This is a genomic window from Enterobacter sp. 148H3 (assembly GCF_034107425.1).
GTDB classification, from domain to species: domain Bacteria; phylum Pseudomonadota; class Gammaproteobacteria; order Enterobacterales; family Enterobacteriaceae; genus Enterobacter; species Enterobacter vonholyi.
The window spans coordinates 1-19920 of sequence record NZ_JAWNEI010000021.1; the positions used below are offsets into that span (position 1 = coordinate 1).

Below are 19920 nucleotides of genomic sequence, written 5' to 3' on the forward strand. Positions count from 1 at the left end.
CCTTTATAAACACATCTCTAGTTCTTAAGTTTATGGGGAACTGGGATAACAGTGATTACGGACGCAAACTTAAGGCGCAATACGCTGCCTATTCAAATATAATACTTCTTGATCCCAACTATAATATTAATGAGCTTTATAAGTTGAGAAAGAATTGTCTTGCATACATTCACGGACACTCGGCTGGAGGAACAAATCCTTCATTAGTTGAAGCGATGCATTTCTCAATTCCAGTATTTGCCTATGATTGTGATTTTAATCGCTATACAACTAATGAGTTAGCACACTATTTTCGTAATTCTGAGCAACTTAGCACATTAACAGAAAAACTGCATTCTGGGGAGCTTGCCTGTCGCGTCAATGATTTAAAAAAATATGCTGATGATATGTATCACTGGGAACATATCGCTTCTATGTATGAGGCTCTTTATTAAATCGCTCCCTTATAAAATCACATTAATTATTCCTGGTGAAAGAAATTGCCTAAGTTTAATCGTAAAAATTTTTTTACTATCTTCGTTAGTATTATGTTACTGCAATCAACTGTTATGTATTTATGTGAGAGAGCAGACCTGATACTAAGTTTTTTACTTGAATTTGTTATAGTTTTATTTACTCTCTTTTTTTTATCACAGTATTTATTGAGAAGATTTATCTGGGTTTTGTATTTTTGTATTTTAGGTATTCAAACAGCATCACTATTCTCAACAGGGCAATATCTTGTTCCCTTGGCTTTATCAAACGCTGCAGAGTTCGCAGCGTTGGGGATGACTTCATTCATTAAAACCGCTACTATTTTTATATTTTATGTGTTGCTATCGTTCTTAGTTTTTCCTGGGAGAACAGTTCCAGTAAAAAATAATAAACAGGTGGTAATATTTTTCATCGGCATTATTTTGTTATTTTTTACTCGTGGACCATTACATGAGCTTTATGTAACAAGCAAGCTTTTTTATATGCAAGCCACCTTTAAACCAAATATCAAAATTGCTGACTCAGGGAAGGAATTTCTAAAGAATACTATTTACAATAATGAAAGTAACGGTGATTTTGATTTTAAGAAGCGTAATGTTATTGTCATTTTTACTGAGGGTATGTCTCAGGAAATAATTGGTCGTGAAAATGGCCGAGATTTCTCAGTTACACCTAATATTGACAATTATATAAAGGAAGGGACTTCATTTATTAACTATTATAATCACACGGCTGCGACATTTCGTGGTCTGCGTGGGCAACTTACTTCAGGATATCAATATCGCGATGGCGTTACAAATGAAGGTACTGGTATCGACCAGTTATCTTCTCATGATATAAATGATATATATCTCAATCGTCAAGTTACGCTACCTGAAATACTTAGGGCGGAGGGCTATAAAAATTATTTTATTGCATCTACGCATAAAAATAGCCCGTTGAATACAATGCTTAAAACATTAAATTTTGATAATGTTATGGGTATGGGGAATTTCGTTGGTTATCAGCATGACCGCATGACGGATAAACAAACATTTAATGCACTTCGTGACTTTTTGAACGCCACTCCACAAGGCGAACAACCTTTCTTCATTGGAGTTTACCCATCAGGAACACATCATGGGCAGGATAGTCCAAATGTAAAATATGGCGATGGGACTAATCCATATTATAACAAATTCTATAATTTTGATCAGCAGTTGGGCCATTTTGTTGAGTATTTCAAAAAAAGTAAATACTATAAAAATAGTATTTTAATTATAACAGCCGATCATGCAACATATCCATCGCCAGAATATAAAAAAAGTTTTAACAGCAAGGCTACTTATTTCGTAAATAAAATTCCATTTATACTTATTGGTAAGGGTGTTAAGCATCAGGTAATAAATGCCCATGGAATGAATTCACTCAGTCTCGCACCGACAATATTGCAAATGCTCGGGGTGAAGTATTCGATGAATTATTTTCTGGGTTGTTCGTTAATTGATAAAGGATGTAGTAGCCCATTATCAAAAGCCTCAGCAATTGGAGATGACTATTTTATTACTGGTGAAGGTGATGGGGTTACTTTATTGCCCTTTACGGATGTCGGACCTGTCAAATCAGAAATAAAAAGATTCTACAACATTAGCGGGTAACATAATTATGCAGTTTTGATTGTTTCTTAAACGGTCGGCCTAAAGTATAACCGTTACGTATGCAAAACGTGTCATAATTAAATTCAGAATTATGAATTACTATTCATCAGCGCTAACCTGAGTTAACATCAAAGTCACATTTCAAGCCGCGCATAAGCCGTGGTGACCACACCTGACAGGAGTATGTAATGTCCAAGCAACAGATCGGCGTTGTCGGTATGGCAGTGATGGGGCGCAACCTGGCGCTGAACATCGAAAGCCGTGGTTATACCGTCTCCGTTTTCAACCGCTCCCGTGATAAGACCGAAGAAGTCATTGCCGAGAACCCTGGCAAGAAACTGGTTCCTTTCTATACGGTGAAAGAGTTCGTTGAGTCTCTGGAAACGCCTCGTCGTATCCTGTTAATGGTGAAAGCTGGCGCAGGTACCGATGCAGCTATCGACTCCCTGAAGCCTTACCTCGAAAAAGGTGACATCATCATTGATGGCGGTAATACCTTCTTCCAGGACACCATTCGTCGTAATCGTGAACTTTCTGCTGAAGGCTTTAACTTCATCGGTACCGGTGTTTCCGGTGGTGAAGAGGGCGCTCTGAAAGGCCCATCCATCATGCCTGGCGGCCAGAAAGAAGCATACGAACTGGTTGCGCCTATTCTGACTAAAATCGCTGCTGTTGCAGAAGATGGCGAGCCGTGTGTGACTTATATCGGTCCTGACGGTGCCGGTCACTATGTGAAAATGGTGCATAACGGCATCGAATACGGCGACATGCAGCTGATTGCTGAAGCTTATTCCCTGCTGAAAGGCGGTCTTAACCTTTCTAACGAAGAGCTGGCTGAAACCTTTACCGAGTGGAACAAAGGCGAACTGAACAGCTACCTGATCGACATCACCAAAGATATCTTCACTAAAAAAGATGAAGAAGGTAAATACCTGGTTGATGTGATTCTGGACGAAGCAGCGAACAAAGGCACCGGTAAATGGACCAGCCAGAGCTCTCTGGATCTGGGCGAACCGCTGTCACTGATCACCGAATCCGTCTTCGCGCGCTACATCTCTTCCCTGAAAGAGCAGCGCGTTGCGGCATCTAAAGTGCTGTCTGGCCCTCAGGCTAAACCAGCGGGTGATAAAGCCGAATTCGTTGAAAAAGTGCGTCGTGCACTGTACCTGGGTAAAATCGTCTCTTACGCGCAGGGCTTCTCTCAGCTGCGTGCGGCATCAGACGAGAACAACTGGGATCTGAATTACGGTGAGATCGCGAAGATCTTCCGCGCGGGCTGCATCATTCGTGCGCAGTTCCTGCAGAAAATCACCGATGCCTATGCTGAAAACGCCGGTATCGCCAACCTGCTGCTGGCACCGTACTTCAAGAAAATTGCTGACGAATATCAGCAGGCGCTGCGTGATGTGGTTGCCTACGCTGTCCAGAACGGTATCCCGGTTCCGACCTTCTCTGCTGCAGTAGCCTACTACGACAGCTACCGTGCGGCTGTTCTGCCGGCTAACCTGATTCAGGCACAGCGTGACTACTTCGGTGCGCATACTTACAAACGTACCGATAAAGAAGGCGTGTTCCATACCGAATGGATGGAATAAGTTAGCTTACTCGCTGTCATCAAAACCCGGAGCCTGTCTCCGGGTTTTTTTATGCAAGAAATGTCGCCTGTTATTCGAAGTAGTCTGAATCTCGCCCCGCTCGTAGCCATTACTCCTGGTTTGCCTTGACAGTTCAGTTTCCCAGGAGGTACAAAGCCCAACAGTTATGTTTATCGCGATGGTCTGGCGGCCATCAGTACAGTTAACTCACAGAAGTCATTAGCGAATGAAAATAACAATCTCCGGAACAGGGTATGTCGGTCTTTCTAACGGCATTCTGATTGCTCAGAATCATGAAGTGGTTGCGCTGGATATCGTGCAGGCCAAAGTGGATATGCTTAATCAGAAAAAATCGCCGATTGTGGATAAAGAAATCCAGGACTATCTCAGCCATAAAACGCTGAATTTCCGCGCCACGACAGATAAAGAAGATGCATACCGCGATGCGGATTACGTCATCATTGCGACGCCTACTGACTACGATCCTAAAACCAACTATTTCAACACCTCAACGGTAGAAGCGGTAATCAAAGACGTTATCGCGATCAACCCTGATGCGGTGATGGTGATTAAATCGACCATCCCTGTCGGTTTTACCAAATCCATTAAAGAAAAATTCGGTATTGATAATATCTTCTTTTCGCCGGAATTCCTGCGTGAGGGGAGAGCGCTTTACGATAACCTGCACCCTTCGCGTATCGTTATTGGCGAACGTTCTGAGCGCGCTGAACGTTTTGCTGCGTTGCTACAGGAAGGGGCGCTGAAGAAAGATATTCAGGTGCTGTTTACCGACTCCACTGAAGCTGAGGCGATCAAGCTCTTCGCGAATACCTATCTGGCAATGCGAGTGGCTTATTTCAATGAACTGGACAGCTACGCAGAGAGCCTCGGACTGAATACCCGTCAGATTATTGAAGGGGTATGCCTCGACCCACGCATTGGCAACCACTATAACAACCCGTCATTTGGCTACGGTGGCTATTGCCTGCCAAAAGACACGAAGCAACTGCTGGCAAACTATCAGGCGGTGCCGAATAATCTCATTTCGGCGATTGTTGATGCGAACCGTACCCGTAAAGATTTCATCTCTGACTCCATCCTCGCGCGTCAACCCAAAGTGGTGGGCGTATATCGTCTGATCATGAAGAGCGGTTCCGATAATTTCCGCGCTTCTTCTATTCAGGGGATCATGAAGCGCATTAAAGCCAAAGGGGTTGAGGTTATCATCTATGAGCCTGCCATGCCGGACGATCAGTTCTTCAATTCTCGAGTGATCCGCGACCTGGATGCATTCAAGAAAGAAGCCGATGTCATCATTTCAAACCGCATGGCTGAAGAACTGGCTGACGTAGCGGACAAAGTCTATACCCGAGATCTCTTCGGTAGCGACTAATTCTCTTGCTCCATAAAAAACCCGGCGGATAAGCCGGGTTTTTTATTTTCAGACTTTGTAAAACTCGCGGTACCAGTTAACGAAGTTTTTCACTCCATCCTTAACCGAGGTTTGCGGTTTAAATCCGATCACCTCATAAAGAGCCTGGGTATCGGCACTGGTCTCCAGAACATCCCCTGGCTGGAGAGGCAGCATGTTCTTCTCTGCTTTTGTACCCAGTGCTTCTTCCAACGCGGTAATGTAATCCATAAGTTCGACTGGCGAGCTGTTACCAATATTGTAAACGCGATACGGCGCGGAGCTGGTCGCCGGGGAACCGGTCTCAACGGTCCAGTCTGCATCGGCCTGAGGAATGACATCCTGCAGACGAATAATGGCTTCGGCGATGTCGTCGATGTAAGTGAAGTCGCGCTTCATCTTGCCATAGTTGTAAACGTCGATGCTTTTGCCTTCAATCATCGCTTTGGTGAATTTAAATAGCGCCATATCCGGGCGGCCCCATGGACCATACACGGTAAAGAAGCGCAGCCCGGTGGTCGGCAAGTTGTAAAGATGCGAATAGGTGTGCGACATCAACTCGTTGGCTTTTTTAGTCGCGGCATAGAGCGAGACCGGATGATCCACGGAGTCGTCAGTGGAGAAAGGCATCTTGCGGTTGAGACCGTATACGGAGCTCGACGAGGCATACAGAAGATGCTGAACATTGTTATGGCGACAGCCTTCCAGCACGTTGAGATGCCCAATAAGGTTGGCATCAGCATACGCGTGCGGGTTTTCCAGGGAGTAGCGCACACCCGCCTGCGCGGCAAGATGAATCACACGGTCAAACTTCTCAGCCGCGAAAAGCGTGGCCATACCTTCCCGGTCGGCTAATTCCAGCTTGTGAAAGGTGAAACGCTCAGATTTTAACAGTTCCAGGCGTGCCAGCTTCAGGTTGACATCGTAGTATTCATTGAGGTTATCGATACCGACAACCTGATGACCAGCCTCAAGGAGGCGTTTACTGACATTCGCACCGATAAAACCTGCGGCACCCGTGACCAAAAATTTCATAGCTTCCCTCATAAACCCTATTCTTTAGATGCCGTAACGCATCACATGGCGTCTATGATAGCGCGAAGGGGGTTAGTTACATAACCCATCTTTCCGATATTACTCATCGGATTCTTATAGAAAAATCGCCAGTAATCGATAAACTATACAAACTTAATTATGTTTGCCCTTTTTTTATCAGTTAGGGATTGTATGACGCAAAACAACAATAGCCCGGTCAGCAGAAGCAATGACCCTGAGCAAATTGATTTACTTGATTTAGTGTTCCAGCTGTGGCGTGGGAAGTGGGTGATAGCAGCCTTTGTTGTTGTTTGTATCGCCCTGACAATTGGATATTTATCCGTTGCAAAAGAAAAGTGGACCTCTAGCGCAATTATTGCACAACCTGACGCAGCTCAGATTGCCAGCTATTCTAATGCGTTGAATATCCTGTATGGTACCGCCGCACCTACAATGAATGACAACCAAACGCGTGCTATCGGCCGTTTTAGCTCATCATTTTCGGCGTTGTCGCAGGCGCTTGAAAACCAGGCTGTACCTGAAAAACTGACAATTGAGCCCAAGGTTAAAGACCAGCCATTCCCGTTAATTGTATCGTATACCAGTTCATCGGCAGAAGCCGCGCAAAAGCAGCTGGCGCAGTACATTCAGCAGGTTGATGAGCAAACGGCAAAAGAACTCGCCGCTGACCTTACTGACAACATCAAAGCGCAGATAAAAACCCTGAATGATTCTCTGAAAAACCAGGAGAAGGTCGCTCAGGAGCAGAAGGATCTGCGTATCAAACAGATTGCTGAGGCGTTGAAGAACGCAGAAGCGGCGAAAATTACCTCGCCTCAGCTTCAGCAAACCCAGGAAGTGACTCAGGAAACGATGTTCCTGCTGGGAAGTGAGGGGCTGAAATCAATGATTGACAACGAAGCTTCTCTCCCGTTGGTTTTCCCAAGAGCCTATTATCAGACCAAACGAAATCTGCTGGACATCCAGAATCTGAACGTAAACCCGGACACAATCCACGTTTACCGTTATGTCATGAAGCCGGAACTCCCTGTACGTCGTGACAGCCCGAAAAAAGCGATAGTTCTAATTCTGGCCGTGCTGCTGGGTGGAATAATTGGTTCTGGAGTGGTGCTTGGCCGCAACGCATTGCGCAACTACAAACCAAAAGCCTGATTTGCAGATAAAAAAAACCGGGGATATTCCCCGGTTTTTTTATTTGTGCCGTTTGCGAAGATTTTCAATCACCGCCGTCAAATCCAGCTCCTGATCCTGCAGCAGCACCAGCAGGTGATACATCAGGTCCGACGCTTCATTCGTCAGCTCCTCGCGGTCATGCACCGTCGCGGCCAGCGCGGTTTCAACGCCTTCTTCACCCACCTTCTGCGCAATACGCTTGGTTCCGCTGGCGTACAGCTTTGCGGTATACGAACTTTCAGGGTCAGCCGTTTTACGCTCTGCCAGCAGCTGTTCCAGTTGATACAGGAACAACCACTGGTGGCTCGCCTCGCCGAAGCAGCTGCTTGTGCCCTTATGGCAGGTTGGGCCGATTGGATTTGCCAGCACCAGCAGGGTGTCATTATCGCAGTCTGGCGTAATGCTCACTGCATTCAGGAAATGACCCGAGGTCTCGCCTTTGGTCCACAGGCGCTGTTTCGTGCGGGAGTAGAAGGTCACTTTGCCGCTGGCGAGCGTTTTCGCCAGCGCGTCCTGGTTCATATACCCCAGCATCAGCACTTCGCCTGAGACGGCATGCTGGACAACCACCGGCAGTAATCCGTCCGTTTTTTCCCAGTCCAGCTGCGCCTGTTGTTGCTCTGTTAACATACCCTGATCTCCACGCCCTGGTCGGCCAGGTACGTTTTTAACTCACCAATATTAATAATCTGCTTGTGGAACACGGAAGCGGCCAGCGCGCCGTCCACGTTCGCATCGCGGAAGGCTTCCAGGAAATGTTCCATGGTGCCCGCGCCGCCGGAGGCAATCAGCGGAACGTGGCAGACCTCACGAACTTTTTTCAGCTGTTCGAGGTCATACCCGTTACGCACGCCATCCTGATTCATCATGTTGAGGACAATCTCGCCAGCGCCACGCTTTTGCACTTCCTGCACCCAGTCGAGCGTTTCCCACTGCGTCACGCGCGTGCGGCTTTCATCCCCCGTGTACTGGTTGACGTGATACTTGCCCGTTGCGGCGTCATACCAGGTGTCGATCCCAACCACAATACACTGCACGCCAAAACGATCGGCGAGGCGGGTAATGAGCTCCGGGTCGGCCAGGGCAGGGGAGTTGATGGAAATCTTGTCGGCGCCAAACGAGAGAATTTTGGCGGCGTCGTCAGCGGACTTAATTCCGCCCGCCACGCAGAACGGAATGTCGATCACTTCCGCCACGCGTTCCACCCAGCTTTTGTCGACCACGCGGCCATCGCTGGACGCGGTAATATCGTAGAACACCAGCTCGTCTGCGCCTTCATCAGCATAGCGTTTTGCCAGCGGAACGATGTCGCCAATGATCTCGTGGTTGCGGAACTGCACGCCTTTCACGACCTGGCCGTCACGTACGTCCAGGCAAGGGATTATCCGTTTTGCCAGCATTGAATCGCCTCCGTCACAGTAAATTTACCTTCCAGCAGAGCCCGGCCCACAATCACACCCTGCACACCGGTACCGCGCAGCGCGGCTACGTCGCCTATATCACCGATACCGCCGGAAGACTGGAACGCTATCTGCGGATAACGCGCACAAACCTCTTCATAAAGCGAGACGTTGGAGCCAGCCAGCGTGCCGTCGCGGGAGATGTCAGTGCATAACACGTGCTTCAGGCCAACGGGCAGATAGATATCAACCAGCTCTTCCAGCGTCACGCCGGAGTTTTCCTGCCAGCCGCTGACGGCCACCTGCTTGTTGCCCTGTTCGTCAATACGCACGTCCAGCGCCAGTACAAGGGCGTCGGCGCCAAAGCGGCGGAACCAGCCCTTCACCGTCTCAGGATCTTTCACGGCGGTCGAACCTACCACCACGCGGGCCACGCCAGCGTCCAGCAGCGCCGCGACGTCATCTTCCGTACGCACACCGCCGCCAACCTGTACCGGCACATCAACACCCGCAACAAGTTGTTTAAGCAGCGGGATCTGGCGTTTCGCCGGGTCTTTCGCGCCCGTCAAATCCACAAGATGCAGTACCTGCGCACCCTGGGCGGCATAATCCTGCAGACGCGGCAGCGGATCGTTTCCGTAGTCTCGCTGCTGCCCGTAATCACCCTGATGCAGACGGACAACCGTACCGTCAATTAAATCTAACGCGGGAATAATCATCACATCTCCAGGAAGTTTTTCAGCAGCTGCGCGCCCGCGGCGCCAGAGCGCTCCGGGTGAAACTGCACGCCGAAGAAATTGTCTTTCTGTACAGCTGCCGTAAACGCCTCGCCGTAAGTGCACTGGGCGATCGTATTCACGTGCACCGGCATGGCGTAGCTGTGCACGAAGTAAAAATACGCGCCGTCTTCGATGCCGCGAAACAGCCTGTCGCCGGCTTTGGGGTACACGCGGTTCCAGCCCATATGCGGTAGAGGCAGACCGTGGTCAGTCATTTTCGGCACGTCTTCGTCAATAATGCCCAGCAGGTCAACGCCGTTATTCTCTTCGCTGCGGCGGCCCAGGATCTGCATGCCCAGGCATATGCCCAGCACCGGCTGGGTACAGGCCTTGATCAGATCGATCAGATCGCGTTCGCGAATCTGATCCATTGCAGCCTGCGCGGTACCTACGCCCGGTAAAAAGAGTTTGTCGGCGCGCAGCACCACGTCCGGGTCACGGCTCACCACCGGCTCGTAGCCGTGGCGCGCAATGGCCGATTTTACGGAGTTCAGGTTGGCGCATCCGGTATCCAGAATCACCACATTCATTACAGCACTCCTTTCGATGAAGGCAGGGCGTCACCTTCCACGCGAATTGCCTGGCGCAGGGTACGACCAAAGGCTTTGAAGAGACTCTCCACGCGGTGGTGGTCGTTCTTACCTTTGGTCTTCAGGTGCAGCGTCAGGCCCATGGTATAAGACAATGAACGGAAGAAGTGCTCCACCATTTCGGTGCTCAGATCGCCCACGCGCTGGTAATTGAAATCTGCTTTATATTCCAGGTGCGGGCGACCGGAGATGTCCATCGCGCAGCGCGCCAGACACTCGTCCATCGGCAGGACAAAGCCGAAACGGTTAATGCCGCGCTTGTCGCCGAGCGCCAGCTTCAGGGCTTCACCCAGCGCCAGGCCGGTATCTTCCACGGTGTGGTGATCGTCGATGTAGAGATCGCCTTTTACCGTAATTTCCATGCGGAAACCGCCGTGGGTGGCAATCTGGTCGAGCATGTGGTCGAAGAAACCCACGCCAGTGTGGATCTTGCTGCTGCCTTCGCGGTCCAGCCAGACCTTCACATCAATCTGCGTCTCTTTGGTGTTACGTTCAACGTGCGAGTAGCGGTCGCGTTTTGTCAGCTGCTCACCAATCATCGTCCAGTTCAGGTTGTTGCGGTCATATCGCAGTCCCGCGATGCCCATGTTTTCCGCCAGCGTAATATCGGTTATGCGATCGCCGATAACATAGCTGTTGGTTTTATCCAGCGCATCTTCAGCCAGGTAGCGCTCAACCAGCTTCACCTTTGGCTTACGGCAGTCGCACTCGTCGGCCGGCATGTGCGGGCAAATCAGCACCTCATCAAATACCACGCCCTGAGAGGTCAGCACCTGCATCATTAAATTATGCGGGCCGTCAAAGTCTGCCTGCGGGAAGCTGTCGGTACCCAGACCATCCTGATTGGTGATCATCACCAGCCTGTATCCGGCTTTTTGCAGCTTGAGCAGCACCGGGATCACGTCCGGTTCAAAGGCCAGCTTGTCGAATCGATCGACCTGAAAATCGGCTGGAGGCTCCGAAATAAGGGTGCCGTCACGATCGATGAAAAGGATCTTCTGGGTCATACTTTCTCCGCTTTCAGGGCGTCAATTACGCGCTGGCTCTCTGCGCGGGTGCCGACGGTAATGCGCAGGCATCCGCTCAGGGAAGGTTGTTTATTCTGGTCTCGTAAGATAATGCCCTGATCCCATAAAGATTTAAATACGGCACTCGATGCGGTGAAGCGTACCAGGATGTAGTTGGTTTCCGAGTCGAACACCTGCTCCACGCACGGAATATCCTTCAGGGCAGTCACCAGATACTGACGTTCCTCCAGGATTTGCGCCACGCGCTCGCGCATCGCGTTGATCCCCTGAGGCGTCAGCGCCTGTGCCGCAATATCGGCAACCGGCGTTGAGAGCGGGTACGGGGCGATCACCTTCAGCAGCAGGTCGATGACCTCTTTATTCGCCAGCGTAAACCCGCAGCGCAGGCCCGCGAGGGCGAAGGCTTTTGACAACGTGCGCAGCACAACGAGATGCGGATACTCTTCCAGCCAGCCCGTCAGCGTCGCCTGCGGGCAGAACTCGATGTAGGCCTCGTCGGCCACCACCAGCGCTTTACCACGGGTCATCTCCAGCAGGGTGCGGATATCCTGCGGGTTAATAATCTGCCCGGTCGGGTTGTTTGGGCTGCAGACGAAGACGACCTTCACGCCGTCGAGATTGTCGGCAATGCCCTGCAGATCCAGCTGCCAGTTCTCCAGCGCCTGCACGTTGCGGCACGCCACGCCGAAGGTTTCCGCGCTGACGCTGTACATGCCGTAGGTAGGTTGACAGTACATTACCGCGTCTTTGCCCGGCTCGCAGAAGGCGCGGATCAGCAGTTCAATGCCCTCATCCGCGCCGCGGCTGACCAGCACCTGCTCTGGCTTCACGCCCGCGTACTGCGCGTAGTTTTCAATAACCGCCTTCGGCTGACACTCCGGATAGCGGTTCAGCGTTTGCTGCGACAGCTCGAACTGCACCGCAGTCGGGAATTCGTTAGCGTTCAGCCAGACATCCCCTTTTCCGCCCAGACGACGCGCAGACTGATAGGGCGTCAGGCGACGGACATTTTCGCGGGCTAATTCTTCAATGTTCATGCTTGCTCCTTCAGGGCTGCAACGCGCAGCGTAACGGCATTTTTGTGGGCGGTCAGGCGCTCGGCGGCAGCAAGGGTTACAATGGTCGAGGCCAGTGAGGCAAACCCTTCGCGGGAGAGTTCCTGCACGGTCATGCGCTTCTGGAAATCCGCCAGGCCGAGGCTGGAACAGGTTGAGGTGTAGCCGTACGTTGGCAGCACGTGGTTGGTGCCGGAGGCGTAATCGCCCGCTGACTCCGGTGACCAGTCGCCGAGGAACACCGAGCCCGCGCTGGTAATGCTGTCGACCAGATCGCGCGCGTTGCGGGTCTGAATAATCAGGTGCTCCGGGCCGTACTGGTTAGAAATGGCAATGCACTGCTCCATATCGCGCGCCACAATCAGGCGGCTGGCCGCTAACGCCTGGCGTGCCGTTTCGGCGCGGGGCAAGTCGGCAAGCTGACGCTCAACGGCTTCGCCCACGCGTTTTGCCATGTTGGCGTCCGGCGTCAGCAGGATGACCTGCGAGTCCGGGCCGTGTTCCGCCTGTGAAAGCAGGTCGGATGCCACGAAATCCGGCGTTGCGCCGCTGTCGGCAATCACCAGCACCTCAGACGGGCCGGCAGGCATATCGATGGCCGCGCCGTCCAGACGCTGGCTGACCTGGCGCTTGGCTTCGGTAACATACGCATTGCCCGGACCAAAGATTTTGTCGACCTTCGGAATGGATTCCGTGCCGAACGCCAGGGCAGAAATCGCCTGCGCGCCACCCACTTTATAGACCGCCTGCACGCCGCACAGCTTCGCCGCGTAGAGGATCTCGTCGGCAATCGGTGGCGGCGAGCACAGCACCACTTTCTGACACCCGGCAATCCGCGCGGGAGTCGCCAGCATCAGTACGGTGGAGAAAAGCGGCGCAGAGCCGCCGGGAATATAGAGGCCGACTGACGCAACCGGGCGCGTTACCTGCTGGCAACGCACGCCGGGCAGGGTTTCGACATCTACGGTCTGCAGCTTCTGCGCGGTATGGAAGGTATCAATGTTTTTCACCGCAACAGCCATTGCCTGCTTGATGTCGTCACCCAGACGATTGCTGGCATCAGTGATTTCCTGATCGGTAACCTGTAATGCGACGACTTCCGTCTTATCAAACTTCGCGCTGTATTCACGCAGCGCGTCATCGCCGCGGGCTTTGACGTTATCCAGGATCTCTGCCACGGTGCGCGAGATGCTTTCAGAGGCGGAAATCGCCGGGCGCATCAGCAGCTCGCGCTGCCGTGCGTCGCTACAGGTATTCCAGTCGATGATTGTGTTAAAGCTCATGGCCATTACTCCATCATCTTCTCAATTGGCAGCACCAGGATGGAGCTTGCGCCCAGCGCCTTCAGTTTTTCCATGGTTTCCCAGAACAGGGTTTCGCTGCTCACCATGTGCATCGCCACGCGCTGCTGATCGCCCGCCAGCGGCAGGATGGTTGGGCGCTCGGCGCCCGGCAGCAGGGCAATCACTTCATCCAGGCGCTCGGTTGGGGCGTGCATCATGATGTACTTGGACTCACGCGCCTGAATGACGCCCTGAATGCGGGTCAGCAGCTTGTCAATCAGCTGCTGCTTGGCATCCGCCATCTCGCCGTCGCGCTGAATCAGGCACGCTTTGGAGCGGTAGATCACTTCCACTTCGCGCAGGCCGTTCGCTTCCAGCGTCGCGCCGGTAGAGACCAGGTCACAGATGGCGTCCGCCAGACCCGCACGCGGCGCCACTTCAACGGAGCCGTTCAGCAGGCAGGATTTAAACTGCACGCCTTTCTGATCCAGATAACGCTTTAACAGGTGAGGGTAGGAGGTGGCAATACGTTTGCCGTTCAGCGCGGCCGGACCGTCCCAGGCTTCATCAACCGGCGTTGCCAGCGACAGGCGGCAGCCGCCGAAGTCCAGACGACGCAGGGTGAAGTAACGCGGGTCTTCGCCCTGCGCGCGGCGGGTCAGCAGCTCTTCTTCCAGCACGTTTTCCCCGATGATGCCGAGGTCAACGACGCCATCCATGACCAGGCCGGGAATATCGTCATCACGCACGCGCAGAATGTCGATGGGCATGTTTTCAGCCAGAGCAATCAGGCGCTGGGTGTGCAGGTTAATTTTAATCCCGCAGCGGGCCAGCAGTTCGCGTGAATCGTCACTCAAACGGCCTGATTTTTGAATAGCTATGCGTAAACGTGAGTTATCTAACATTCTTTATTCCTCGTTAACCTGTTTTAACCTGTCTGAATTCGGTCCAAAAAAAAGCCCCCGGAAGAAGATCTTCCGGGGGCTTTTTCATGCGTTCATGCACCACTGGAAGATCCAAACGTCTTCCAGCACACATCGCCTGAAAGACTAGTCAGGATGATGGTGATGATGGTGGTGTTTAAATTGAACGCGTGTCATATAAATTCTCGATGAATGCTTATTCATTTGATGTCTTTTAACCTAAACCAGTTGTACGACATATTGCAAGGGCTTTTTTTGATCATTAATTCATTTCATATTGATGCTATGAATTGTGTGTTCTGCCGGGCTGGCGTAGCCTTATGAAAGACGAGTAAGAGTCAGGAGAATTCGCATGAAAAAGGTCGCGATTGTCGGTTTAGGATGGCTGGGAATGCCGCTGGCGATGTCATTAGCCGCGAAAGGCTGGCAGGTGACCGGGAGCAAGACCACCCGAGATGGGGTCGAAGCGGCGCGCATGTGCGGTATTGATGGCGTTGAACTGCGTCTGGAGCCGGAACTGGTGTGTGATGCGGACGATCTGGACACGCTGATGAACGTGGATGCGCTGGTGATTACGCTACCCGCGCGGCGCAGCGGCCCGGGCGAATCATTTTATCTGCAGGCGATGCAGGAGATTGTCGACAGCGCGCTGGCGCATCACGTACCGCGCATTGTTTTCACCAGCTCGACGTCGGTCTATGGCGATGCTGAAGGTGTGGTAAAAGAGAGCTCCGAGCGCCGTCCCGTTACGGCGAGCGGTCAGGTCCTGAAAGAGCTGGAAGACTGGTTGCATAATCTTCCCGGCACGCAGGTTGATATCGTGCGTCTGGCAGGATTGGTGGGGCCTGGACGCCATCCGGGACGCTTTTTTGCCGGAAAGACGGCGCCAGACGGCCAGCACGGCGTGAATCTTGTCCATCTTGAGGATGTTATTGGCGCGATTGAGTTACTCTTACAGGCTCCGAAAGGCGGACACATCTATAATATATGTGCACCGTCTCATCCAGCGCGCAGCACCTTTTACCCGCTGATGGCACGTCAGCTTGGCCTGGCTCCGCCGGTCTTTAGTGAGGCAAAAGATGACAGCAAAGGCAAAATTGTTGATGGCAATCGCATTTGTCATGAGCTGGGGTTTGAGTATCAGTATCCCGATCCGCTGGTGATGCCCATGGAATAAGACCAGCAGCGGAGACGATCGCACACCAGAAGGGGGCGAGCATGAAACCGCTGCTGGATGTTCTTATTATTCTGGATGCACTGGAAAAAGAGGGGAGCTTTGCCGCTGCGTCGGCAAAGCTCTACAAAACCCCGTCTGCGTTGAGCTATACCGTTCAAAAACTGGAAAGCGATCTCAATATTCAGATCCTCGATCGCTCCGGGCACCGCGCACGTTTTACCCGAACCGGACAGATGCTGCTGGAAAAAGGCCGCGAAGTTCTGCATACCGTTCGCGAGCTGGAAAAACAGGCCGTTAAGCTCCATCAGGGATGGGAAAACGAGCTGGTTATTGGCGTGGATGATACCTTTCCATTTTCTCTCCTGACGCCGCTGATTGAAGCTTTTTATCAACACCACAGCGTGACCCGTCTTATCTTTATAAATGGCGTGCTGGGTGGCTCCTGGGATGCTTTAACCCAGGGCAGGGCGGATATTTTTGTCGGTGCACTCCATGAGCCTCCCCAGCTGAGCGATTTTGGTTTTGCCCGGCTCGGCGTGCTGGAGCAGGTATTTGCCGTGGCGCCCCATCATCCCCTGGCTCAGGAACCAGAGCCTCTTAACCGTCGTATGATTAAAGGCTACCGCGCCATCGTGGTTGGGGACAGCTCTCGTCCGGAATGTTCGGCCTCCTCGCAGCTGCTTGATGAGCAGGAGGCCATCACCGTTTTCGACTTTAAAACCAAGCTGGAGCTGCAAATAAGCGGCCTGGGCTGCGGCTATTTGCCCCGCTATCTGGCGCAGCGGTTTATTGACAGCGGTGCGCTTGTTGAAAAACAGGTACTTGCTCAAAACAGCCATGAGTCGGTGTGGGTGGGCTGGAATGAACAGACCGCCGGGCTAGCAAGTGCCTGGTGGCGCGACGAAATTTTAGCAAATAGTGCTATCGCCGCTGTTTATGCTCAGGGCAGCGTCGAGAAATCAGCCAGTTAGCAAAAAGAAAATTACCCGCTGCGTTGCAAAGTATTGCCTTTTGTATCCGATGTGGGGCAAAATGCCGCCGCTGCAACCAAATGAATAATCGACGATATAAAAGGCGTCGGTTATTTTTTTTGCATGTACGAAACGAAACTAAAAACCAAGAGGCCGGGCTTCGTACCGGATAGATATTTACTAAAATCCGACAGTTGTTGTCGCTGAGGAAGAAACAAATGGGGCAATTTTTCGCTTACGTGGCGGTTATCACCTTAAAGGAGAATAACTATGTCGCATAACGCAACTCCAAACACCTCTCGCGTGGAATTACGTAAAACGCTTACGTTGATTCCGGTTGTTATGATGGGCCTGGCCTATATGCAACCGATGACGCTGTTCGATACATTCGGTATCGTATCAGGCCTCACAGACGGTCATGTGCCGACGGCTTACGGCTTCGCGCTGATTGCGATCCTCTTTACCGCGCTGAGCTACGGTAAGCTGGTTCGCCGCTATCCGTCTGCCGGTTCCGCCTACACCTATGCACAGAAATCCATCAGCCCGACGGTTGGCTTTATGGTGGGCTGGTCTTCGCTGCTCGACTATCTGTTCGCGCCGATGATCAACATTCTGCTGGCAAAAATCTATTTTGAAGCGCTGGTGCCATCGATTCCATCCTGGATGTTCGTCGTGGCGCTGGTGGCCTTTATGACGGCCTTCAACCTGCGTAGCATTAAGTCTGTTGCCAACTTTAACTCCGTTATCGTTGTGCTTCAGGTTGTCCTGATTGCCGTTATTCTTGGCATGGTGATCTATGGCGTGTTCCACGGCGAAGGGGCTGGTACGCTGGCAAGCAGCAAACCGTTCTGGTCTGGTGATGCGCATGTTATCCCGATGATTACCGGGGCAACCATTCTGTGCTTCTCCTTTACCGGTTTTGACGGGATCAGCAACCTGTCCGAGGAAACGAAGGATGCAGAGCGCGTGATCCCGCGAGCCATCTTCCTGACGGCGCTGATTGGCGGTCTGATCTTTATTTTCTCGACCTATTTCCTGCAGCTGTACTTCCCGGATATCTCTCGCTTCAAGGATCCGGATGCGTCTCAGCCAGAAATCATGCTGTATGTGGCGGGTAAAGCGTTCCAGGTTGGCGCGCTGATCTTCTCCACCATCACCGTACTGGCATCCGGTATGGCCGCGCATGCAGGCGTTGCGCGTCTGATGTACGTAATGGGCCGCGATGGCGTATTCCCGAAAAGTTTCTTCGGCTACGTGCATCCAACCTGGCGTACCCCGGCGATGAACATCATCCTGGTCGGTGCGATTGCGCTTCTGGCAATTAACTTTGACCTGGTGATGGCAACGGCGCTGATTAACTTTGGTGCACTGGTGGCGTTTACCTTTGTTAACCTGTCGGTTATCTCTCAGTTCTGGATCCGTGAAAAGCGTAACAAAACGCTGAAAGATCACTTCCAGTATCTGTTCCTGCCGATGTGCGGTGCCCTGACCGTGGGCGCGCTGTGGGTTAACCTGGAAGAGAGCTCGATGGTGCTTGGCCTGATTTGGGCGGGTATCGGCCTGATTTACCTGGCCTGCGTTACGAAGAGCTTCCGTAACCCGGTTCCGCAGTACGAAGACGTCGCGTAAGACTGTGTCGGGTGGCGGTTACGCCTTACCCGACCTACATAACCCGTAAGCCCGCGTAAGCGCAGCGCCGCAGGGCAAAAAAAAACCGGAGACCATCGCCTTCGGTTTTTTTATTTCTGACTTTCAGACTATCTCTTGCGCGTACTGGAACAGGGATTTCAACAGTGCCTGTTTCTCCGCATTCCCTTCATACTGGCCATAAAGCATTTCCAGCTCCTGAGCGTAGCTGTGCAGATACTCTGGGGTAAATACGTTGCGACGGTGCTGCAGCCAGCGTTCCTGCTCTGCTTCATCCAGGGTTCCCGGGTAATTACGCGCGCGGTAATTAAACATCAGCTTTTCGATGCGCTTATCGGCGAAGGTGATATCAAGCGCCGGTAAGTTACGCGGCTCGGTTTGCAGAACGATATTCATGGCCGCGCGATCGGCATCGCTGAAGAAGCCGTTATAGAGCTGGGCATCCACATTTTCAGACGGCACGAATGGCTCCGCCTCGGCAAAGATAGCAACCACTTTCTCGCGCACCTGCGGGTTTTCGCGCAGCACTTTCAGGTTATCGAGGCAGTGCTGACGGTTGATGCCCAGCCTGTCAGCATCTTCCGGGCGCAGCGTGTTCGCCTGAGCGAGTACCGGACATTTATTTATGTGCACCAGTTTGACCGGCACCGCAGGCAGATCGCCGAGTTCATTCTTCGGCGTGTACAAACGTTCGCGCAGGGTATCGCTGTCGAGCTCCAGCAGGGGTGAAATATCGCCCGCCAGGTCCACCATGATGACCGCATTACGGTTGTCCGGATGCCACGCCAGCGGCGCAACCCAGCTGGTATTGCCGCGCCATGCGCCAAACATGCCGGAAATATGCACCAGCGGCTTCATCTGCGGTACGTCGATAAGGGTCATAAGCTTCTGCTTGCTGCGATGGCTTAGCAGATACTCAAACAGCCGGGGCTGTGCGCTTTTCACCAGCTTCGCCATGGCAATGGTGGCATAGACGTCCGCCATCGCGTCGTGGGCGTTGCTGTGCTCGATACCGTTGGCGCGCGTCAGGTGTTCCAGCCGGAAGCTGGTCAGCCCTTCCTCATTTTCCGGCCAGTTAATGCCTTCAGGACGCAGGGCGTAGCAGGCGCGCATGATGTCGAGCAAATCCCAGCGTGAATTGCGGTTCTGCCAGCTCCAGGCATAGGGATCGTAGAAGTTGCGATAGAAGATATTGCGCGTCACTTCGTCATCGAAGCGGATGTTGTTGTAACCAACCACGCAGGTATTGGGAACGGTAAAGAGATCGTGAATGCGTCGGGCGAACTCTGCCTCGTTAACGCCTTTCTCCCGCGCTTCCTGCGGGGTGATGCCGGTAACCATGACCGCGCCGGGCTGCGGCAGGTAGTCATCAGCCGGTTTGCAGTAAAAGACCTCGGGCTCGCCAATAATGTTGAATTCGTCGTCGGTACGGATGGCGGCAAACTGCGCCGGTCGGTCCAGCGCCGGGTGAGTGCCAAAGGTTTCGTAGTCGTGGAACAAAAAAGTCGGGCGAGCGGCAGAGTCAGACACCAGTAATACCATCCTGTTAAAAAATGACGTCACTATGGTAAACGATCGCGCGGGTCAGACCGAATAAAAAGCACCGCCGCGAGGCAAATTTGCGCGCCAGCTTCAGAGAAAAATCTGCGTTCTGTCACATTTTTTTGCAATTAAGCCAGGTAACGACATCAGAACTCCCGTAAAAAGGTCATCGATTTTTA

19 protein-coding genes, 1 pseudogene and 1 other annotated feature are annotated in these 19920 nt (G+C 52.2%); of the genes and pseudogenes, 9 read left to right on the top strand and 11 right to left on the bottom strand.

The genetic code is table 11. The annotated features are described in order from the left end of the window. The 4 genes and pseudogenes from USH94_RS20825 to ugd all read left to right on the top strand — a co-directional run. Window positions 1-434, top strand: a pseudogene (locus USH94_RS20825) (glycosyl transferase); the annotation flags it as partial. 45 nt (window positions 435-479) lie between these two features. Then, window positions 480-2111 carry an LTA synthase family protein gene (locus tag USH94_RS20830; protein ID WP_320731331.1) on the top strand — a complete coding sequence of 544 codons (1632 nt, stop codon included), beginning with the start codon at window positions 480-482 and terminating at the stop codon, window positions 2109-2111. Window positions 2112-2299: 188 nt separating this feature from the next. Then, window positions 2300-3706 carry an NADP-dependent phosphogluconate dehydrogenase gene (gene gndA, locus USH94_RS20835; protein WP_028013772.1) on the top strand — a complete coding sequence of 469 codons (1407 nt, stop codon included), beginning with the start codon at window positions 2300-2302 and terminating at the stop codon, window positions 3704-3706. 226 nt (window positions 3707-3932) lie between these two features. Beyond that, on the top strand, window positions 3933-5099 hold the full coding sequence (ugd, locus tag USH94_RS20840) for a UDP-glucose 6-dehydrogenase (protein WP_111966133.1): 1167 nt from the start codon (window positions 3933-3935) through the stop codon (window positions 5097-5099). 48 nt (window positions 5100-5147) lie between these two features. Here ugd and USH94_RS20845 read toward each other — a convergent pair whose 3' ends face one another. Further along, window positions 5148-6152: an NAD-dependent epimerase gene (locus USH94_RS20845; protein ID WP_087822844.1), complete on the bottom strand. Its 1005-nt coding sequence runs from the start codon at window positions 6150-6152 to the stop codon at window positions 5148-5150. Between the two features lie 192 nt (window positions 6153-6344). Here USH94_RS20845 and wzzB point away from each other — a divergent pair, with 192 nt between their 5' ends. Then, the gene (gene wzzB, locus USH94_RS20850; RefSeq protein ID WP_111966134.1) at window positions 6345-7325 is read left to right on the top strand and encodes an LPS O-antigen chain length determinant protein WzzB; all 981 of its coding nucleotides are present in this window, start codon (window positions 6345-6347) and stop codon (window positions 7323-7325) included. A 39-nt stretch (window positions 7326-7364) separates the two neighbouring features. Here the strand turns inward: wzzB and hisIE are convergent, their stop codons facing one another. The 9 genes from hisIE to hisL all read right to left on the bottom strand — a co-directional run bounded on the left by hisIE (window position 7365) and on the right by hisL (window position 14581). Continuing rightward, window positions 7365-7976 carry a bifunctional phosphoribosyl-AMP cyclohydrolase/phosphoribosyl-ATP diphosphatase HisIE gene (gene hisIE / locus USH94_RS20855; protein WP_111966135.1) on the bottom strand — a complete coding sequence of 204 codons (612 nt, stop codon included), beginning with the start codon at window positions 7974-7976 and terminating at the stop codon, window positions 7365-7367. Then, window positions 7970-8746, bottom strand: a complete 777-nt coding sequence (hisF, locus tag USH94_RS20860; RefSeq protein WP_111966136.1) for an imidazole glycerol phosphate synthase subunit HisF — start codon at window positions 8744-8746, stop codon at window positions 7970-7972. The genes hisIE and hisF overlap by 7 nt, the downstream gene beginning before the upstream one ends. Continuing rightward, window positions 8728-9465, bottom strand: a complete 738-nt coding sequence (gene hisA, locus USH94_RS20865) for a 1-(5-phosphoribosyl)-5-[(5-phosphoribosylamino)methylideneamino]imidazole-4-carboxamide isomerase (protein ID WP_111966137.1) — start codon at window positions 9463-9465, stop codon at window positions 8728-8730. Before hisA ends, hisF begins: the two co-directional genes overlap by 19 nt. After that, entirely contained in the window at window positions 9465-10055 is a 591-nt protein-coding gene (gene hisH / locus USH94_RS20870; protein ID WP_111966138.1) for an imidazole glycerol phosphate synthase subunit HisH, read from the bottom strand. Before hisH ends, hisA begins: the two co-directional genes overlap by 1 nt. Next, a complete protein-coding gene (gene hisB, locus USH94_RS20875) occupies window positions 10055-11122 on the bottom strand; it encodes a bifunctional histidinol-phosphatase/imidazoleglycerol-phosphate dehydratase HisB (protein WP_111966139.1) in 1068 nt (355 codons plus the stop codon). The genes hisH and hisB overlap by 1 nt, the downstream gene beginning before the upstream one ends. Next, window positions 11119-12180 carry a histidinol-phosphate transaminase gene (gene hisC, locus USH94_RS20880; protein WP_111966140.1) on the bottom strand — a complete coding sequence of 354 codons (1062 nt, stop codon included), beginning with the start codon at window positions 12178-12180 and terminating at the stop codon, window positions 11119-11121. Before hisC ends, hisB begins: the two co-directional genes overlap by 4 nt. Next, window positions 12177-13481: a histidinol dehydrogenase gene (gene hisD, locus USH94_RS20885; RefSeq protein WP_111966149.1), complete on the bottom strand. Its 1305-nt coding sequence runs from the start codon at window positions 13479-13481 to the stop codon at window positions 12177-12179. Before hisD ends, hisC begins: the two co-directional genes overlap by 4 nt. A 5-nt stretch (window positions 13482-13486) precedes the next feature. Further along, window positions 13487-14386: an ATP phosphoribosyltransferase gene (gene hisG, locus USH94_RS20890; RefSeq protein WP_000886595.1), complete on the bottom strand. Its 900-nt coding sequence runs from the start codon at window positions 14384-14386 to the stop codon at window positions 13487-13489. A gap of 45 nt (window positions 14387-14431) precedes the next feature. Next, window positions 14432-14555: a sequence feature (His leader region), on the bottom strand. Next, complete coding sequence (gene hisL, locus USH94_RS20895) at window positions 14531-14581, bottom strand: his operon leader peptide (RefSeq protein ID WP_001364200.1); 51 nt, start codon at window positions 14579-14581, stop codon at window positions 14531-14533. It overlaps the preceding feature by 25 nt. Before the next feature lie 175 nt (window positions 14582-14756). Here hisL and USH94_RS20900 point away from each other — a divergent pair, with 175 nt between their 5' ends. The 4 genes from USH94_RS20900 (at window position 14757) to plaP (ending at window position 18181) form a co-directional block, all read left to right on the top strand. After that, window positions 14757-15581 carry an SDR family oxidoreductase gene (locus USH94_RS20900; RefSeq protein ID WP_111966141.1) on the top strand — a complete coding sequence of 275 codons (825 nt, stop codon included), beginning with the start codon at window positions 14757-14759 and terminating at the stop codon, window positions 15579-15581. A gap of 41 nt (window positions 15582-15622) precedes the next feature. Beyond that, window positions 15623-16552 (top strand): LysR substrate-binding domain-containing protein, encoded by a 930-nt coding sequence (locus tag USH94_RS20905; RefSeq protein WP_111966142.1) that lies wholly within the window; start codon window positions 15623-15625, stop codon window positions 16550-16552. Window positions 16553-16770: 218 nt separating this feature from the next. Next, on the top strand, window positions 16771-16833 hold the full coding sequence (gene yoeI / locus USH94_RS22575; RefSeq protein WP_111966150.1) for a membrane protein YoeI: 63 nt from the start codon (window positions 16771-16773) through the stop codon (window positions 16831-16833). Continuing rightward, complete coding sequence (gene plaP, locus USH94_RS20910; protein ID WP_023312362.1) at window positions 16823-18181, top strand: putrescine/proton symporter PlaP; 1359 nt, start codon at window positions 16823-16825, stop codon at window positions 18179-18181. Before yoeI ends, plaP begins: the two co-directional genes overlap by 11 nt. A gap of 123 nt (window positions 18182-18304) precedes the next feature. Here the strand turns inward: plaP and sbcB are convergent, their stop codons facing one another. Next, window positions 18305-19741, bottom strand: a complete 1437-nt coding sequence (gene sbcB, locus USH94_RS20915; protein ID WP_414146661.1) for an exodeoxyribonuclease I — start codon at window positions 19739-19741, stop codon at window positions 18305-18307. Window positions 19742-19920: the final 179 nt, after the last annotated feature.

Bases quoted from the DNA above. Each gene is read 5' to 3' on its own strand.
- hisB (WP_111966139.1), bottom strand. From the start codon at position 11,122: ATGACCCAGAAGATCCTTTTCATCGATCGTGACGGCACCCTTATTTCG.
- USH94_RS20900 (WP_111966141.1), top strand. From the start codon at position 14,757: ATGAAAAAGGTCGCGATTGTCGGTTTAGGATGGCTGGGAATGCCGCTG.
- sbcB (WP_414146661.1), bottom strand. From the start codon at position 19,741: ATGGTATTACTGGTGTCTGACTCTGCCGCTCGCCCGACTTTTTTGTTC.
- gndA (WP_028013772.1), top strand. From the start codon at position 2,300: ATGTCCAAGCAACAGATCGGCGTTGTCGGTATGGCAGTGATGGGGCGC.
- hisF (WP_111966136.1), bottom strand. From the start codon at position 8,746: ATGCTGGCAAAACGGATAATCCCTTGCCTGGACGTACGTGACGGCCAG.
- USH94_RS20905 (WP_111966142.1), top strand. From the start codon at position 15,623: ATGAAACCGCTGCTGGATGTTCTTATTATTCTGGATGCACTGGAAAAA.
- USH94_RS20845 (WP_087822844.1), bottom strand. From the start codon at position 6,152: ATGAAATTTTTGGTCACGGGTGCCGCAGGTTTTATCGGTGCGAATGTC.
- ugd (WP_111966133.1), top strand. From the start codon at position 3,933: ATGAAAATAACAATCTCCGGAACAGGGTATGTCGGTCTTTCTAACGGC.
- hisG (WP_000886595.1), bottom strand. From the start codon at position 14,386: ATGTTAGATAACTCACGTTTACGCATAGCTATTCAAAAATCAGGCCGT.
- wzzB (WP_111966134.1), top strand. From the start codon at position 6,345: ATGACGCAAAACAACAATAGCCCGGTCAGCAGAAGCAATGACCCTGAG.
- hisH (WP_111966138.1), bottom strand. From the start codon at position 10,055: ATGAATGTGGTGATTCTGGATACCGGATGCGCCAACCTGAACTCCGTA.
- hisD (WP_111966149.1), bottom strand. From the start codon at position 13,481: ATGAGCTTTAACACAATCATCGACTGGAATACCTGTAGCGACGCACGG.
- hisC (WP_111966140.1), bottom strand. From the start codon at position 12,180: ATGAACATTGAAGAATTAGCCCGCGAAAATGTCCGTCGCCTGACGCCC.
- hisIE (WP_111966135.1), bottom strand. From the start codon at position 7,976: ATGTTAACAGAGCAACAACAGGCGCAGCTGGACTGGGAAAAAACGGAC.
- hisA (WP_111966137.1), bottom strand. From the start codon at position 9,465: ATGATTATTCCCGCGTTAGATTTAATTGACGGTACGGTTGTCCGTCTG.
- plaP (WP_023312362.1), top strand. From the start codon at position 16,823: ATGTCGCATAACGCAACTCCAAACACCTCTCGCGTGGAATTACGTAAA.